Annotated in this window: 14 protein-coding genes; 5 read left to right on the plus strand and 9 right to left on the minus strand. The window is 45.9% G+C overall.

Going from position 1 to position 16,731, the window contains the following annotated elements; translation table 11 throughout:
- Nucleotides 1–163: 163 nt before the first annotated feature.
- The 4 genes from VM802_RS23890 to VM802_RS23905 all read right to left on the minus strand — a co-directional run bounded on the left by VM802_RS23890 (nt 164) and on the right by VM802_RS23905 (nt 3,910).
- The gene (locus VM802_RS23890; protein WP_325535363.1) at nt 164–760 is read right to left on the minus strand and encodes a dihydrofolate reductase family protein; all 597 of its coding nucleotides are present in this window, start codon (nt 758–760) and stop codon (nt 164–166) included.
- 58 nt (nt 761–818) lie between these two features.
- On the minus strand, nt 819–1,691 hold the full coding sequence (locus VM802_RS23895) for an alpha/beta fold hydrolase (RefSeq protein ID WP_325535365.1): 873 nt from the start codon (nt 1,689–1,691) through the stop codon (nt 819–821).
- A 282-nt stretch (nt 1,692–1,973) separates the two neighbouring features.
- The gene (locus tag VM802_RS23900; RefSeq protein ID WP_325535367.1) at nt 1,974–3,359 is read right to left on the minus strand and encodes an alkaline phosphatase family protein; all 1,386 of its coding nucleotides are present in this window, start codon (nt 3,357–3,359) and stop codon (nt 1,974–1,976) included.
- 107 nt (nt 3,360–3,466) lie between these two features.
- Entirely contained in the window at nt 3,467–3,910 is a 444-nt protein-coding gene (locus tag VM802_RS23905; protein WP_325535369.1) for a DUF1842 domain-containing protein, read from the minus strand.
- 754 nt (nt 3,911–4,664) lie between these two features.
- On the opposite strand from VM802_RS23905, the gene VM802_RS23910 reads away from it, so the two are divergent.
- The 4 genes from VM802_RS23910 (at nt 4,665) to VM802_RS23925 (ending at nt 8,559) form a co-directional block, all read left to right on the plus strand.
- Nucleotides 4,665–6,224 carry a serine hydrolase gene (locus tag VM802_RS23910; protein ID WP_325535371.1) on the plus strand — a complete coding sequence of 520 codons (1,560 nt, stop codon included), beginning with the start codon at nt 4,665–4,667 and terminating at the stop codon, nt 6,222–6,224.
- A 161-nt stretch (nt 6,225–6,385) separates the two neighbouring features.
- Nucleotides 6,386–7,249: an NmrA family NAD(P)-binding protein gene (locus VM802_RS23915; protein ID WP_325535373.1), complete on the plus strand. Its 864-nt coding sequence runs from the start codon at nt 6,386–6,388 to the stop codon at nt 7,247–7,249.
- A gap of 5 nt (nt 7,250–7,254) precedes the next feature.
- Entirely contained in the window at nt 7,255–8,181 is a 927-nt protein-coding gene (locus VM802_RS23920) for a helix-turn-helix domain-containing protein (RefSeq protein ID WP_325535375.1), read from the plus strand.
- 90 nt (nt 8,182–8,271) lie between these two features.
- Nucleotides 8,272–8,559 carry a hypothetical protein gene (locus VM802_RS23925; protein WP_325535377.1) on the plus strand — a complete coding sequence of 96 codons (288 nt, stop codon included), beginning with the start codon at nt 8,272–8,274 and terminating at the stop codon, nt 8,557–8,559.
- 45 nt (nt 8,560–8,604) lie between these two features.
- Here the strand turns inward: VM802_RS23925 and VM802_RS23930 are convergent, their stop codons facing one another.
- The 5 genes from VM802_RS23930 to VM802_RS23950 all read right to left on the minus strand — a co-directional run bounded on the left by VM802_RS23930 (nt 8,605) and on the right by VM802_RS23950 (nt 16,126).
- Nucleotides 8,605–9,645 (minus strand): methyltransferase, encoded by a 1,041-nt coding sequence (locus tag VM802_RS23930; RefSeq protein ID WP_325535379.1) that lies wholly within the window; start codon nt 9,643–9,645, stop codon nt 8,605–8,607.
- Nucleotides 9,646–9,709: 64 nt separating this feature from the next.
- On the minus strand, nt 9,710–11,113 hold the full coding sequence (locus tag VM802_RS23935) for a tyrosine phenol-lyase (protein ID WP_325535381.1): 1,404 nt from the start codon (nt 11,111–11,113) through the stop codon (nt 9,710–9,712).
- Nucleotides 11,110–11,835 carry a thioesterase II family protein gene (locus tag VM802_RS23940; RefSeq protein WP_325535382.1) on the minus strand — a complete coding sequence of 242 codons (726 nt, stop codon included), beginning with the start codon at nt 11,833–11,835 and terminating at the stop codon, nt 11,110–11,112. Before VM802_RS23940 ends, VM802_RS23935 begins: the two co-directional genes overlap by 4 nt.
- Complete coding sequence (locus tag VM802_RS23945; protein WP_325535384.1) at nt 11,832–14,342, minus strand: non-ribosomal peptide synthetase; 2,511 nt, start codon at nt 14,340–14,342, stop codon at nt 11,832–11,834. The genes VM802_RS23940 and VM802_RS23945 overlap by 4 nt, the downstream gene beginning before the upstream one ends.
- A gap of 8 nt (nt 14,343–14,350) precedes the next feature.
- Entirely contained in the window at nt 14,351–16,126 is a 1,776-nt protein-coding gene (locus VM802_RS23950; protein WP_325535386.1) for an NAD(P)/FAD-dependent oxidoreductase, read from the minus strand.
- A gap of 203 nt (nt 16,127–16,329) precedes the next feature.
- On the opposite strand from VM802_RS23950, the gene VM802_RS23955 reads away from it, so the two are divergent.
- On the plus strand, nt 16,330–16,731 hold a 402-nt coding region (locus VM802_RS23955), incomplete at its 3' end, for a cation:proton antiporter domain-containing protein (RefSeq protein ID WP_325535388.1).

The raw sequence follows: 16,731 nt of genomic DNA on the forward strand, positions 1-16,731 counted from the left end.
TGATGATATGCTGGTTCTAAAATTAAGGAAAAAAATATGAACATAAAAAATCATTCTTCTCCGACTAACGTCTAAGTTTTAAAAGAACAAAGGATGGCTCCGGAGAACCATCCCGAACATTCATTTTGCATTACTTGCTTCTTATATCTGGTGATTTGTTTCCTTAAGCCCCCACATCGCCCGTTATAACTTCTCCGGCGCGCTTGTAAGTGGCTATAATAACACCTTTTGATGTCACCAGGCTTTCCGTTAATGTAAATGCTGCTGCCGGGATCGTGCCGTTTTCGAATAGTTTCTTTCCTTCGCCAAGCAGCAACGGGTAAATTTTGAGCCGGAGTTCGTCCACCAGGTCATGCTTAAGCAACAGTTGAATGAGTTCAACACTGCCCCAGACCTGTATGTTGGCCCCCTCCGAATGCTTCAGCTTTTCGATATCTGCCGGGCTTTTGAGGAAGGTGGTATTTTTCCAATCTGATTTTTCCCTGGTCTGCGAAAAGACGTATTTGGCGCCATCATTGATGCCTGGCCAAAAGTCGGCATGTTGGGGCCAGTAGGGTTCAAAAATCTCAAAAGTCTTTCTACCCAAAAGATAATCTGCCGGTTTCAGTTCTTCCTGTAAGACTTTATAAAAGGCTTCGTCACTATAAGCTGCCGTCCAGCCGCCATATCTGAAGCCGCCTGACGTATCTTCCTGTTGGCCGCCGGGCGCTTGCATAACGCCATCCAATGTGATCATTGAGAATACAGTTATTTTCCTCATTTTATCCAAGTTTTTGCAGTTAAGGTAAATGCAGTAATACTTTAGCAGATTTCTCCTGTTACTTTAAAAAATTGTCCAGATAAGATAAGATGGTTGTTGTCTGCATCATCAGGCTGACATGTCCTTGCGAAGGAACGACGGCTAATTGTGATTTTGGCATTGCTCCCATATCAGCAGAAACGGCGCCTCCAAATAATTTATATGTTTTTATCAACTCAATTTTATCCAGTCCGTCATTGTCACCGGATATGATTAATACAGGTGCAGTAATTTTCGAGATATTGGCGTCACCGAGGTTGAATGGCGCTGCGGCGAAGGCGATCACCTGTTCCATGAACTTAGTCCATTTCGTTTTATCAGGCGCCACGGCATCGTATGCTGCTTGCATAGGGCTATTCGCGAAAAGTTCAGGTTTCAAGGATTTAAATGCACTGGCGATTTCGGGTAGCCAGCCACTACTTTTATAAGTAGCAGAAATAATGACTAATTTCCTTAACCGTTTTGGACTTTGTATAGCAAACTGATAAGCCAGATCGCCGCCCAAACTATATCCTACTACATCGGCACTGTCAATCTTCAGATAATCCATTACGCCTTCCACGTCACTTGCTAAAGTTGGAAACGATAATTTTCTATCTGAAAACGGTGTATGTCCATGTCCTTGCAATTCAATGGCAATTACTTTCCGGGTCTTTGACAGTTCGGGGATTAACTGGCCCCAGTTCAGATCGATGGTCATAAAAGCACCATGTAGTAAAACGACTGGTCTACCTTCGCCATATACTTCGTAGTAAACTTTGGCTCCGTTAACGGGTGCGTAGCCGCTGTTGGAAGGTTTGACCTGTTGTCCGTTTGACTGAGATGCAACAAACATTATCGCCATTAGTAATATTACTGTAAGGGGGTTATGTGTTTTGCGCAGATTTTTCATACCGTTTATTGTTTAGTTTTATTAACGATACAAAGATGAGACTCGCGTCTGGATTTAACACGGTGTAAAAGCGACAACTTAGGGGCTAATTTCCGACCAACCAGATTTATTACACAACGGCTTTCCGGCGATTCAGCCGGCTTGGGCAGGACGCCTATATAGCGGCGCCGGATCAGGGAGCAGCGAATTGGTACTCGCCGGGTGAGGACGGAGAACAGATCATTACTTCTCTGTTCCCGTCCTCCAGCTACAACGAAATGAAGGAAACACTATCTGTATAATTTACACCTTCCTCTCCTGCCCGTATCTCCAGCTCCGGGCTGCAATGAGATGATGCAGATCCGTTACGGGCCGATCCACCTGCGCATCTTCAGGACATACAGGAGGTGTTACCACTGGTATATCTGTACGTGGCTTATCAAGGCAGAGCACATTTTCAAAGGTAGGCGCTGCCGCTACACGTGCTCCCATGTTCCAGAGGGAACGGTCTATCCCGAACCAGTTGAGCAGGGTAGCAATAACAGCAGTATGATCAAAAGGTGTTTGTCCTTCAGGCATACGAAACACGGCCCCCTGTGGCACCCAGGGTGAGATCAGCATGGCGGGCACTCTTACGCCGAAAGTATCGAACTTAAAACCATATTGCCCTTTATCTGAAGTGGGAGGCGCTGCATTCAGTGCAACCGGTATGTGGTCATAAGTACCTCCATGTTCATCGAAAGTAATAATGAGCAGGGTTTCATTCCATGACGGTCCCTGTGATAATGCATCGTAGATTTTCTTCACAAACACTTCTCCGGGACAAACATTTCCTGGCGGATGATAATCGGTTCCATCAATGCCGAATTGCCAGTACATCAGGCCCCAGTTGGGTTCCAGGAAGCTATAAGAAGGTAGTTTGCCTGTTGCTGCCTTTGTGAAGAAATCGTCGATATGCGCGAAGTGTTGATCATATTTGACGTCTCCCAGTGTGGTCCTGAAGAGATCCCGCGTGAGACAGTATGCCGGTGACCACCAGAATTTCTGGCTATAGTAGATCATCCAGTCGTCCGGCGAGTTCTTTCCATTCCTGCTCAGCACTTCCCAGTGCGTAGTGGATGTGTAATCCAGGAAGATCGAGTTATCCACCCAACCTTGTACTTCACCTGTGAGGATGTTCTTGCCGACGGAATTCCCTGTGGCTGCAAAGGCACGGTTACAGAATGTCTGCGATGGTACGGAAGCATACCATTTGTCGCACACCGCGAAATTCCTGGCCAACCCGTTCAACACCGGCAGCTCATCCGGTGTAAACGCAAGCATAATATCTTCCGGGCTGTCCAGCATTGATTCATAATCCTGATAAAAGCCCCCCATCTCGGGTTTGTTTCCTACGCTTTTTCCATCCTGTGAAGTGTAACACTGGATATGTACGTGTTTGAACACTTCATGCGGATCAAAGGGAGGAATGGTCAGATTACCCGGAGGTGGCACATTGATATAATGGCGCTCTCCGTCTTTACCTACGTTGTACTCATTACCGGTGAGACCGTGATAAACAGCGGGGTTTTGAACATCAATCAGGTTAAGGGGCGGTTTGTTCTGGTTGGCAGCGTATAGCCATCCCAGTAAGTTGTCTAGTGAACGGTTCTCCAGCATGAGGTGCACCACATGCTTGATTTGAGGCATTGTTTTGGTCATAGCGGGGAAATATACGCGCAGCAGCCGCTTCCCGGTATCTATTGATAAGAGGAATGACTGCCGCACAGGTTTAAATAACTTAATTAACGCACAAACTAAACAGTTTCTGCGTGTAGTACCACTTCATCAGCCACCAGCACCACCGGTACATCTTCCACGACATGCCATTCAAGGTTATCCTGGTACCTGTAGGTGCATTTACCAGACTTCCAGTCTGCTGCAAGTACCAGTTCCGTAAATGCATTTGCGTGAGGTACCACATTGCTGATTGGATTAGGGATAAAAGGCCAGCCCGTAAGGGAAACATGGATAGGGTATTCAGCCGGCGGCAATATAGGGTTGAGGTAATAGTTCCCTTTCAGGTCAGTTTTGAAGAACAGTGAAGGATTGACAGCCTGAAAAATGTGTCCCTGTCCGGTAACGGTATGTGTTACAGTGGAAACGGTTAGTCCGAGTGTTAATACAGGCGCCCCGGGTACGCCCGTAGTGATGCGGTAGTTTGCTGCGAAGAGTCCTGCTCTGATTTCTTTGGAGGCCATTGTCTGAAATTTTTGAAATGATAAAATAGGATTACGACACAAAAATCGGAACCCTACCCCTCCTGTACCAGGGCAAAAACAGCTGCTGTTACAGCTATTTTCATGGTAATGAAAACAGGGATAATATCCTGCTGAAAACCAGTTTCAGTGACAGCGGATAACTTCACTATACAAAATGCTGTACTGTTCGATTACGAGATGATAAACCTGTATGTGTTCCGCGGAATTACCATGATCCTGTTTCTTTTCCGCCCGTTATCCAATGACATATCATTGTTCATTTTCTTACATTTTAAACAATATCCTTTATGAAAAATTCAATTCCGGGCAAAGCCCTCAACAGGTCAGCGTTAAAATCAGTTAAAGGAGGTAAAGGCACGTCTGCCATATTCTGTCATTCGCCACATCTCTATTGCAGCATCTGGGCGAACGATTGCTCTGCAGGCTGCAAGTGTAAAATGGTGGGGTTAGATTTTTTCTGTGTACCTGCCTGATGAAAGAAGAAAAGCCTTGCAGCATGTCTGTAAGGCTTTTGTTTATTCCGTAAACCGGTATTGGAACTTTAAATATACAACAGCGACAGGTATCCAGTCAGGAGCACCTATTGATAAATATAAATTATTGCCTGCTGTTTTGATCCCGCATGTTTGAATATTATATCGTATTTTACGTACCCTCTGTACAACCACCGTGCAGATCCCGGATAAATCTATGTTCACAACAATATCAGCCAACATAATCCGTCATTTACTTTATGAGAATACTTTATATCGCTTCCCTTTCCGCGCTGCTTTCCGTTTATGTTTCCGGTGCAACAGCCCAGGTACTTACTTCCAGGCAGATCGATTCCGTGGCAGAAAGGGCACTGCAGACTTTTAATGTGCCGGGCATTGCAGTAGCTGTTATCAAAGACGGAAAAGTTGTTCATGCCAAAGGCTATGGCGTGCGTTCCCTGCAATCGCCGCAGAAAGTGGATGAACGTACCCTGTTCGGTATTGCATCGAACAGTAAAGCCTTTACAGCGACAGCCCTGGCCATCCTGGTAGATGAAGGCAAGCTGGGCTGGGACGACAAGGTAACGGATCATATCCCTGAATTCCGCATGTCTGACGCTTATGTCACCAGCGCTTTTACCATCAAGGATCTGCTCACTCACCGGAGCGGGCTTGGGTTAGGAATCGGCGATCTGATGTTCTTTCCTGACTCCAGCGATTTCACGAAGAAAGACCTTATCCATAACCTGCGCTATTTTAAACCGGTATCCCCATTCAGAACACAGTTTGACTATGATAACAGCCTGTACATCGTAGCGGGGGAAGTTGTTGCCAGGGTATCTGGCATGAGCTGGGAAGACTTCATTGAAAAGCGTATTCTCATTCCGCTGGGCATGACCCGGAGTGCCGCGTCCTTTAGCCGGTTGAAAGATGCTTCAAATGTCATTGCCCCCCATGCCCCGGTAAATGGCAAAGTGCAGGTGATCCGCCGTGATTTCAATGAACTGTGCGATGCAGCCGGTGGTATTTACAGTAATATTGAGGACATGAGCAAATGGGTGATGCTTCAGCTCAACAAAGGCAAATATGGCGACGGACTCAGTAAACAACTCTTCAGCCAGCCACAACATATGGAAATGTGGATGCCCCAGACGATCATCCGTGCGCGCGGTGGCGGCGCCTATAATAATCACTTTGTCAGCTATGGCCTGGGATGGTTTCTGAGCGACGAAAAAGGCAACAAGGTGGTGACTCATACAGGCGGGCTTGCGGGCATCGTTACCCAGGTGACAATCATTCCTGATCTCAACCTGGGCGTGCTGGTCTTCACCAACCAGGAGTCTTCCGCCGCTTTCAAATCGATCACCAACAGTATCAAAGATGGCTACTACGGCGTAGAAGGCCATGACTGGATCAAGGAAACAAACAGCCAGTTACAAGCCAGCCGGGCAGAAGAAGCAGCCGTGACCGGTAAGATATGGAAAGAGATCGAACAACAGCAGCGATCTGCCGCGGTAAAGTACGACACGGCGGTCTACGCAGGCACCTATAAAGATGTATGGCTGGGTGAAGCTACTATCTCCCTGCAAAACGGGAAGTTGCGGTTTAACGCCAAAAGAGCGCCCCGCTTAGCTGGCGACATCATGCCCTATAAGGCCAACACCTTTGTAGTAAAATGGGATGAGCGTAACATGAACGCCGATGCTTTTATCATGTTTAGCCTTGATGAGAACGGCAAGGCTGAGGCTTTTAAGATGAAGCCTATTTCCCCATTGACCGACTTCAGCTACGACTTCCAGGATCTCGATTTCCGGCGATAATTGTGTCGTTTAGTCATAGACGTTAAAAATAAAGAACAGGCGGCTGTCTCCACAAAAGGCAGCCGCCTGTTCTTTTAATACATTTTCATACAATCTTCTGAGATCTGAACACATTTACCCTGCCGTTCCACAGGAACTTTGCGTTCATTAAATCATTGAAAATGAAAATTGTACTTACCGGCTCTCTCGGAAACATCAGTAAGCCACTCACAGCAATGCTTGTGAAGGAAGGCCACGAGGTCACGCTCATCAGCACAGATACCAATAAGCAGGACCAGATACAGGCAATGGGAGCACAACCCGCTATTGGCAACATCCAGGACCTCCCTTTCCTCATTAAAGCCTTTACAGGGGCTGATGTTGTTTATTGCATGAACCCGCTGGATTTCACTGCACGGGACGTGAACATATGGGACAGGAATATGGATAATTATATCCAGGCTATCAAAATAACCGGGATAAAGCGTGTCATCGTACTCTCCGGGTGGATAGCGCACCTGCTGAATTCTGTTCAGCCAGAGAAAAAGTATGAGGCGCTTAATGATGTGGCTATTACCTTTGTACGGCCAGGACCTTTCTACAGCAATTTCTATCACCTTAAGGATATGATCCGTCAGCAGGGCATGATTGTATCCAACTACGGCGGAGAAGACATGATAGCCTTTGTGGCGCCTGAGGATATTGCTGCTGCTATAGCGGAAGAGATCAATGCCCCGGCGGCTACCGGTACGAAAATAGTATACGTAGCCAGCGAGGAGCTTACCTGTAACGAGGCAGCGCAAATTATTGGAGAAGCTGTTGGCATACCAGGACTTCAATGGATAACCTGTTCCGGAGAAGAGGTGAAACAAGGACTGGAAGCTACCGGTGTATCGTCTGAGGTTGCCGGGCTGTTGGTAGAAATGCAGGAAAATATGCACAATGGGAAAGCGCAGAAAGATTACGACCTTAACAGGCCTGTATTGGGAAAACGAAAACTGCGGGATTTTGCCAGAGAGTATGCTGTCTGGTACCATCAAAATTAAATATTATGGCTGGAAACCTGCCCGTGAAAATAAAAAGCATCAGCGAATTAGTACGGCTGAGAGGCTTGCCGGAGACAAAGCACCCGCTTATCAGCATATTCAATCTTGCTGACTTAAAGGAGCCGAATACTTTTGACACCATGCTGACCACTGATTTCTATTTTATAGGGATGAGCAAGGTTCCTCAACCTTGTGTGAGAATGAAGTACGGGCAGCAGGAGTATGATTTTGATAAAGGCGTGATGAAGTTTATGGCGCCGGGGCGGGTATTTAGTTTTAATACCGATCAGGTGGAAGAAATGAACCGGTCCGGATGGTTGCTGTTGCTCCATCCGGACTTTCTCTGGAACTACCCGCTTGCATTGAAGATAAAGCAATATGAGTTCTTTGACTATTCCGTCAATGAAGCCCTGTTCCTGTCTGATAATGAGGAACAGACCATCTGCGGCTTATTTAGAAATATTGAACAGGAGTACAGCACCAACATTGATAAATTCAGCCAGGGGATTATCATCTCCCTCATTGAATCCCTGCTGGGATATTCAGAGCGCTTCTATCAGCGGCAGTTTATTACGCGTAACATCACACATCACGGCATCGTGGGCCAGCTGGAAGTGTTGCTGGAAAAGGCTTTTTCTGAGGAGGCGCTGGAGAAGAACGGCATACCTACGGTAAAGGATATATCCAATCAGCTGAATATTTCCCCCAATTATCTGAGTACCCTGCTTAAAACACTTACCGGCAATAGCACCCAACAACACATACAAGAGAAGATCATAGAGAAGGCGAAGGAAAGACTGATTATGACAGACCTGTCTGTAAATGAGATAGCTTTTGAACTGGGGTTTGAATATCCGCAGTCGTTTTCCAAGCTGTTCAGGGCGAAGACCGATTATTCACCACTGGGGTTCAGGAAGTCCAGCAGGTTTTAAAGTATTCCCGCATACTTACATCTTTAACAATAAGGAATCCAAAAGGCCTTGTATGCTTATGCACTATTGAGTTACCTCGTTCGCATTTATATGTCCCTCCTTCCACTCTTGCAGCAAGCTCGCAGCCAATTTATCATAGATCTTCTCCGCAGCCAGATCTATGAACAGGTCTACATTGGCAGTATGCACTCCATGACCACCTACTCCTGCTTCAAAGGCCAATGGAAACAGCTGGTGCCCACCTTCCTGATCCCTACCGGATGTGATACACTCAGCGCTGCTGAGTTGCAGAAGAAAGTGTTCAGGGAAGGGAATACTATTTATTATTTCGATACAGATCCCAACACCGGGAAACGGATGAAGAAGAAAGTGATGTAAAGTAATGTTGTATACATAAGGAGCATTACTTTACATTTCTGCTATTCAGACCTTCGTTCCTTCTACAATACTTACTTCAGAAATAGCAAGATCGATCACCCTTATAAGTCTGAGACCGGACTGAAGGAAAATGCTGTTGAACTCAGCGGCGGTTCTCTCCCGTCCACCTGTAGCTGCAAGCATATTCATGTCCATCAGCTTGGAACCATGCGGAGTGTTGCCTTCCGGTACTACTCCATCTATCACCAGTATTTTGCTTTCTTTTTTCATGGCACGGCTGCAATTGCTCAATATAGTCACAGCGTCTTCATCGTTCCAATCGTGGATGATATATTTCATCACATAAGCATCAGCACCTGCCGGTACTTCCTCAAAGAAGTTTCCCCCCACTGTGGAACACCGGTCTTTTACTTCCTGGTCTGCAGCAATCAGGGAAGCGGCATGTTCCGCTACATAAGGCTCATCGAATACGATACCTGTAGCACCTGGTGTGCTTTTCAGGATGGCAGTCAGCAGTGTACCATTGCCGCCGCCGATGTCCGTAATCGTTTTGAAGGAGGAGAAATCATACTTTTCGAGGATGGCCGCTTCCGCGAACTGCGCGAGGTTTTTCATTGCCTGCATAAAATTGAGTCCCTCCACTTCATGATTTTTGTAGAAGCCCCACAAATCGGTTCCATAATATTGATCAAATGCCGTTTTGCCGGTTCTCACACTTTCTACTATGTTACCCCAGGGGGCATAAAACTCCCCCAGTTCCACCAGTAGAAACTCTTTCATTCCACCGTCTATATTGCTGATAAGAGCTGTGGATACAGCCGTGTTGGCAAAAACCCCTGGTGATACTTCTTTAAAAAGATCGTAGGCAGCCAGTAATCTCAACAATCTGTGAAGAGAAGGTTGATGTGTATCTGTTGTCGAGGCAAGACTGGCAATGCTTTGCTGGCCGGCTGCAAGTATATCCGCAATATTGAGTTTAGCAGCAGCGTACACACAACAGGAAACCCAGTGGTTAGTGATATGCTGAAGTATACGTGCCGCCTGCTCATGTGCAGCACGTATCCCGGATGGAGATGTTGTACTCATAGTGGTTAATTTGAAGGTTTAATAAAATGGTTTATTCAGATATATAGCTTCCGTTTCGCTGTATCTATTCCAATATACTCTGAGGTTCACAAACTACCTGTTCAAACCTTGCCTGGAAGAAGCGCATATATTTCGGTTCGAAGACCATTTCGAGGCCCGGAACCCTATACCTGTTTTCAAAAACATCTACTACGGCGTCTGCAACAACGTCCAGGTGTGACATGGTATATACTCTTCTTGGGATCGCAAGGCGTACAAGCTCCAGCGACGGATAGTGATGATCTCCCGTTTCTTTATTCCGCCCTGCGGATACAATACCCCGTTCTACTGAGCGAATCCCTCCCGCTTCATAAAGCGCCACAGTCAGCGCCTGGGCCGGAAATTTAATCTGTGGGATATGAGGAAGGAACGCTGCCGCGTTAATAAACACACCATGCGTACCTATTGGTTTCACTACGGGAATACCGGCATCCCTGAGCAGATTGCCCAGATAATGCACCTGATGCACGCGGAACGAAATATGGTCTTCATCAACAGATTCTGCTATACCAATAGCCATAGCCTCCATATCGCGCCCTGCCATACCTCCGTATGTATGCATGCCTTCATACACAATGACCAGATTTTTGGCCTCTTCATATACCCCCTGATCATTAATAGCGAGCAGGCCTCCTATGTTCACTAGCGCGTCTTTCTTCCCGCTCATCACGGCCCCGTCTGTAAGAGAGCAGATTTCCTTTGTAATAGCAGCTATGCTTTTATCTGCGTAACCTGGTTCCAGTTGTTGTATCATATATGCATTTTCAGCTACACGGGCCATATCATGTATGATCAGGATATTATGTTGCTGCGTGAGCTTTCTGACCTGTTTCAGATTCTCCAGCGATATTGGCTGTCCCCCTGCCATATTAACGGTGGTAGCTAAACTCAGATAAGCAATATTAGCAGCACCGACCTTACTGATCAGGTTCTCCAGTTTCTGTAAATCAACATTTCCTTTGAACGGGAAACCGGAATCCGGATCATGCGCCTCATCCACTATTACGTCAACAAATATGCCGCCTGCAAGTTCCTGATGAAGCCTTGTTGAGGTGAAATACATATTTCCCGGAACATACATACCCGGTCTGATCAATAAGCGGGAGATCAGATGCTCAGCGCCCCGGCCCTGGTGGGTGGGCACTACATACTTATACCCATAATATTCGTGTACGGCCGCTTCCAGGCGATAAAAATTCCGGCTTCCTGAATAAGACTCGTCTCCCATCATCAGACCAGCCCATTGGCGGTCGCTCATGGCGCCGGTACCGCTGTCGGTCAGCAGATCTATATAAACATCTTCCGCTTTCAACTGAAAAGTATTATACCCTGCCAGTTTAACCAGCTTTTCACGTTCATTCCTGGTAATATTCCTCAGCGGCTCTACCATCTTGATTTTATAGGGTTCTGCCCAAGTAGCTTTTTTCATAACGAAAATGATTGAGGTGATACATTGTTTCCTTTATATTGTAAATTGTTTTTTACGATCATCATTATTTCTGCCGCATGCTCGTTCCAGAAGTGATGTTTGCCACTGAAAGACACTACAGATACCTGGCCGGTTGTTTCTTTCTGCCAGGCGGCGGCTTCGTCTGCTGTGACGTTATCTTCCTTACCTGTGAATACGGTGATGGGCATATCAAGCGGAGGCTGTTCCTGGTAATTATACTGTTTAAATAGCGTCAGATCTTTCCGAATGACCGGCTCATAAACAAGCCAGAATATTTCATTGTCAAGCATAACTGCCGGTATGCCTGCCGTTTCCTGCAATCTCCTTTTCCATTCCTTTCCTTCAGGCATCTCCCTGCGTTCAGCCGTCATGACTACAGCAGGCGCTGCACATCCGGATACAAAAAGGTGCAGGGGCATTAACAGTTCCTCCTCTTTCAGTTTTCTTACCAGCAGATAGCTGAGCAGCGCTCCCATACTGTGTCCGAAGAATGCAAAAGGATGCTGCAATTTTCCCTTCAGCTGCCGGAAGCAATCATCGGCCAGCTGATGGATATTATCAGGCATGGAGTCGTGATAGCGTTCGCCTCTTCCCGGTAATACAAGGGTCACTATTTTCAGGTGGGCAGTAGCCAGGTTTTCCAGTAAAGCATAAGCCTTTTCATCAGCTCCTGCATAGGGAAAACAAAACAATGTGATCATAGCAATGCGTTTTTAGTGCCTGAAACCTCATTCACAAAATCCCTCAGCACCGGGTGATTAAAAACCGTCCGGATATCAAAGTCCGGATATTCCTGCTTCATCAGGGAATTAAGAGAGATCACATTAATGGAGGTAGCTCCCAGTCTGAAGAAATGACCGTCCATACTGATGAATGTTATGTTCAGTACTTTCTGCCAGATTCCCTGTATATGCCGTTCTTTTTCATTGAGTGGTGGCATATAGGCATTATTTTCCTGCAAAAGCGGTATTAATTCTAACTTATCGATTTTCCCGCTGCTGTTCACCGGTATGTTATCAATAATCAGCATCCTTGCAGGAATCATGTAAGCAGGCAGCTGTGTATAGAGGTATTCCCTCATAGTATGCTCAATATCCATCCCTATCCCGCTTGCCGGTTCTACAAATGCGGTCAGTACCTTTTCACCCTGGAGATCAGCCGCCATTACAGCACACCTGGCAACAAACGGATGCTGTTCCAGCACTACCCTGACCTCCTCCGGTTCCACTCTGATTCCGTCAATCTTAATGAGGTCATCGTTTCTTCCCATAAACTCCAGATTGCCTTCAGGCGACCACTTTGCCAGATCTCCACTGTCGTACATCTTCTCGCCGGGATAAAGCCAGTGTTGAACAAATTTCTCTGCTGAAAGCTCCGGCTGGTGAAGGTAACCAGGAGACAGTCCAACGCCGCTAATAAATAATCTTCCGGTTATCCCAACAGGTACCAGGCGCAAAGAGTTATCCAGCACATATACCTGGATGCCGGAAACAGGGCGCCCTATGGGCAATCTTTTCAATCCTGCATCTTCAGGTGATGCCTGGTAGATAGTGGTGCAAACAGAATTTTCGGTAGGCCCGTATGCGTTATAGTATTCCAGGAAGCGGCTGCAATGGGAAGCTGATTCAGGATCAGCTGGTTCTCCGGCGGTGATGAGTACCCTGAGAAAACGCAGCTGTTCAGGATCAAGAATGCGCAGATAAGCCGGCGGCAATGTCGCTACCGTTACCTGTTGTTGTTGCATAACGTCCAACAGCAGACGGGTATGCTTCATAACTTCTTCTTCTATCACTACCAGCGCTGCGCCTGCATATAAAGTCATTAAATACTCCGAAACAGAAGCGTCGAAAGATACCGCTGCAAATGCTATCACATGATCTGTACAACGGATACCAAACTTCATGACCTGGTCTATAGCCATATTCACAACGCCATAATGCTTTACCATCACACCTTTAGGGCGCCCGGTTGTTCCTGAAGTATAAATCACGTAGGCAAGATCTTCGGGGGGTACTTCAGTATCCGGATTATGATCCGGTAAATTTTCTTCCAGCGGTATAAAGTCTGTTTCCAGGCATACGATCTGTGTAGCAGAAAACGGTTGCTCCCGTGTTGCCTCTTCAGCAATCAGCAATTTTATGCCGGAGTCATCGAATATAAACGCTCTCCTGTTCTCAGGCGCCTGCATATAAACGGGCACATACACCGCTCCCGCCTTCATGATAGCCAGCATAGAGATCAACTGCCAGGGCGAACGTTGCAGGCATATGCCAACATAGTCCCCGGGCATGAGCCCCCGGACTATCTGCAGAAAATGCGCGAGTTTGTTAGCTTTCCTGTTCAGCTCATCATAAGTGAATGTAATGTCCTTATATAGGACAGCTGTACGGTTGCTGAATCCGACAACTTTCTCCTCAAACAATCTATGAATAGCCAGTACCGGAGCGTTATTACTGATGGTGGTACCAAAAAGCTGAATCCTCTCTTCTTCTTCATCGCTTAATAAGCGGATGTCAGCAACAGCCATAGCAGGTTGATTGAAACAGGAGAAAAAACGGGTAAGATGGGCGATAAAATTCCTTATAAACCATCCAGGAAAGCAGGATTCATTCCATTCTGCATGGATCATCAGGTCTGTTTTATTGCAGACTACCTCAAGCACGAGATCATAAGCGCCGGATAACCAGTGATACTTTGACGGCTTATGAAAGCCGTCCAGGCTCAGAAATATATTACTCTCCAGGTATGTTGATTTCTTTTTGCGTACCAGTGATAAAGGGAAATTCTGGTACCGGTAAGCAGTTTTGACAGCGATACGGCAATCTTCCAGATAATCAGCCAATGAACCGCGCTCATCAACTTTTATTCTCAGAGGCACCACATTTTCATATATCACTGACTCAACACCACCTTGTAAGGGAGTATGTAATATAATCTCCTGCTGGTCGCAATATCTGTGTAACAGGAATGAAACTGCTGCCACAAACTCTGTCAGCAATGCACTGACTTTGCCGGGAATGAGCTGCAGCACACCAGCGGCGGTTTCCTGTGGCAACTGAAAAGAATCCCTGCCGGCTTCTTCCCGGGGCATCCTTCCAGGTGACAGCTCAAAAGAAAAGCTTTGTGCTGACGCTTCCTTTGCGCGCCAATAATTAAAATACGGGGAATAGCTGTGGTGCGTGAATCGCAAAGGGTTTACCGTTTCCATGATCTCATCTATTTGAATGAATAGTCAAAATCATCAACAGGCTTCGCCGCTGACTGATGACGTTTTCTGAACAACGATTTTAACTGTGCGTAGGTATCATTTATATCCACCGGAGGCGTATCGGGAGAGAATAGCCGTTTTACTTCCCAGGAGGAAACATCCAGTGTGATAGCCCAGGAATTCAGCCAGGGCCTACGGGAAATAAGCTCCTGCATCTGAGGATATACATCTTCCAGCGCTATCCAGAAAAGGGATTGAACAAAGACTTCTATATCTCTCAGGTTCTGTTCAAAATCCGTCTTCAACTGTTTTCCGGACTTTCCTTTCTTTACATTCCGGTCATATATTCTTTTGAGGAAAGGGATGGAAAGGTAATCGATGAAACGGAACGTCTGGTTATCGGGAGTAAGCTCCTTCCATTCATTGAAAAAGCCTTCTACATTGTAGGCTATGCTAAAGAAACGAAGTGTTGTTTCTTTCAGGTCGGTGTTAGTTTCCCGATTCAAATATATACTGTTAAACATCCGCGGGCAGATGAAGGACCATCCTGCCGCAACATCCCAGATAAAGCTCAGTGCTATTACAATATCCAGATGGAAATAGGTATACGATGACTGAATTGATTTGGTCAGCCATTTGTTCATATTGATGATAAAATCGTTATACTCTTGCACGAGAATGCCCCAGTCATCCTCATTATTCATATCGTCCATGATCATCCTGGTGATCATGCTGTTTTCGAATGCAATGAAGTTGGACCCCGGAGAATAATAAGGATCTGTAAAGAGCCCTGCTTCACCTGTACAAGCCCAACGGTCAGCGGAGAATACCTGCCTGGAACCATAGCTGTAGTTTTTCATCTTCAGAAAATCTACTATCTCAAATTGCTGCATATGTTGATATAAGGCTGGTTCATTTATACTGAGCCATTTCATGGACTTATCGCAGGTATTATAGGATTCGAACGGATGTATGGCATTTGCCGTTACAATACCTACACTTGTGTGTCCGGATGCAAGTGGTATCAGCCAAACCCAGTAGCCTTTGTTCATCAGGTGTGTAGTGGAATAAAACCTCGATCTGTTAGCAACGCGCATAAAATAATCTTCATTTTCTCTTTCCCGCGGTACCAGATCATCAACATCCAACCGGCCTTTTACCCGCCACCAGGTAGCACAACAAGAGGTTTCAGGTTCCTCCTGCAGCCTAAGTGTACGTTGTATCAGGCTTCTTCTTCCGCTTGCGTCCACCACCCAACGACTCCGGACTTCGCATGTCGACTTATCTCCTTCTTTCTGATAAGTAACCGTATGAAGGGATCCGGTATCAGACAGGGAAATTGATTTAATAGTTGCCCCACTAATGACAGTGACGTTTGCCAGCAGATTCATAAAATACAGATCACTTTCAAATACGCCTCTGTCTATCTGGAAGGAATCATACGGCGCATACGCTGAAAGTCCTATCTCCGGCCTCGCTGAAGGGATCTGACTACTATCCCCGGTGAAATACCTGAAGCCAAATTTCTTGTAATGATTGTTCTTAAAGTAGTCCTGTAACATTAATACTTCACTGAAGTAAAAAGCGGAAATCTCTACCGTAGATTCTCCCACTTTAAAATCGTTCCAGGCCAGCGGCATTTCAGATTTAATAATCATAAGAATGGATAGTACAGGATTATTCAGCTTAAGCTGCCTGGCGAGTGTTTGCCCCGCCAGGCCGCCGCCACATATGATCACGTCATAGTTACTTTCTGCAAGCTGAGCAGCGTTTTGTGTTGGCATAAATAATTGAGGGTTAGGATTTACTAATATAAAAAGGCAAATAGAGTAGCTAAATCAGACAAAACCAACGCTAAATAAGATAACTTTTCATTCGGATTACTTACTATATAAAAGTATAAACATCAAATGATATTTCGAATGCAGTCAGAAAAACCAATTTTATTTACACAAAAAAAACGCTTGTAAGCACTATCTCACAGAACATGCCTACTCACCATTCGAAGGCTGCGGGCATTCATTTCAGTGGCAGCCAGAACCACGCAACAAATAGTTTATTCAATATTACACTTCCTATGCCACAATCTTCACTTATTACTGCTACCTTTATTTCTATCAATCCTATAATGATCCTGCCTCAGCATCCGTTCTCTCTTCTGCTGATACAGCTGGCAGTCATATTACTTGTTTCTCACTTTTTCGGAATGCTAGCGAAGAGAATGAACCAACCTGTGGTAATAGGAGAAATGATTGCAGGCATTTTCATGGGGCCATCTATAGTAGGCGTACTATTGCCGGGGTTCCAGCAAGCGTTTTTCCCAGCAGGCTCCATCTCTGTGCTTGAATTTTTCAGTCAGATGGGCTTATTGCTTTTTATGTTTACAGTA

The organism is Chitinophaga sp., assembly GCF_035538455.1.
Classification (GTDB): domain Bacteria; phylum Bacteroidota; class Bacteroidia; order Chitinophagales; family Chitinophagaceae; genus Chitinophaga.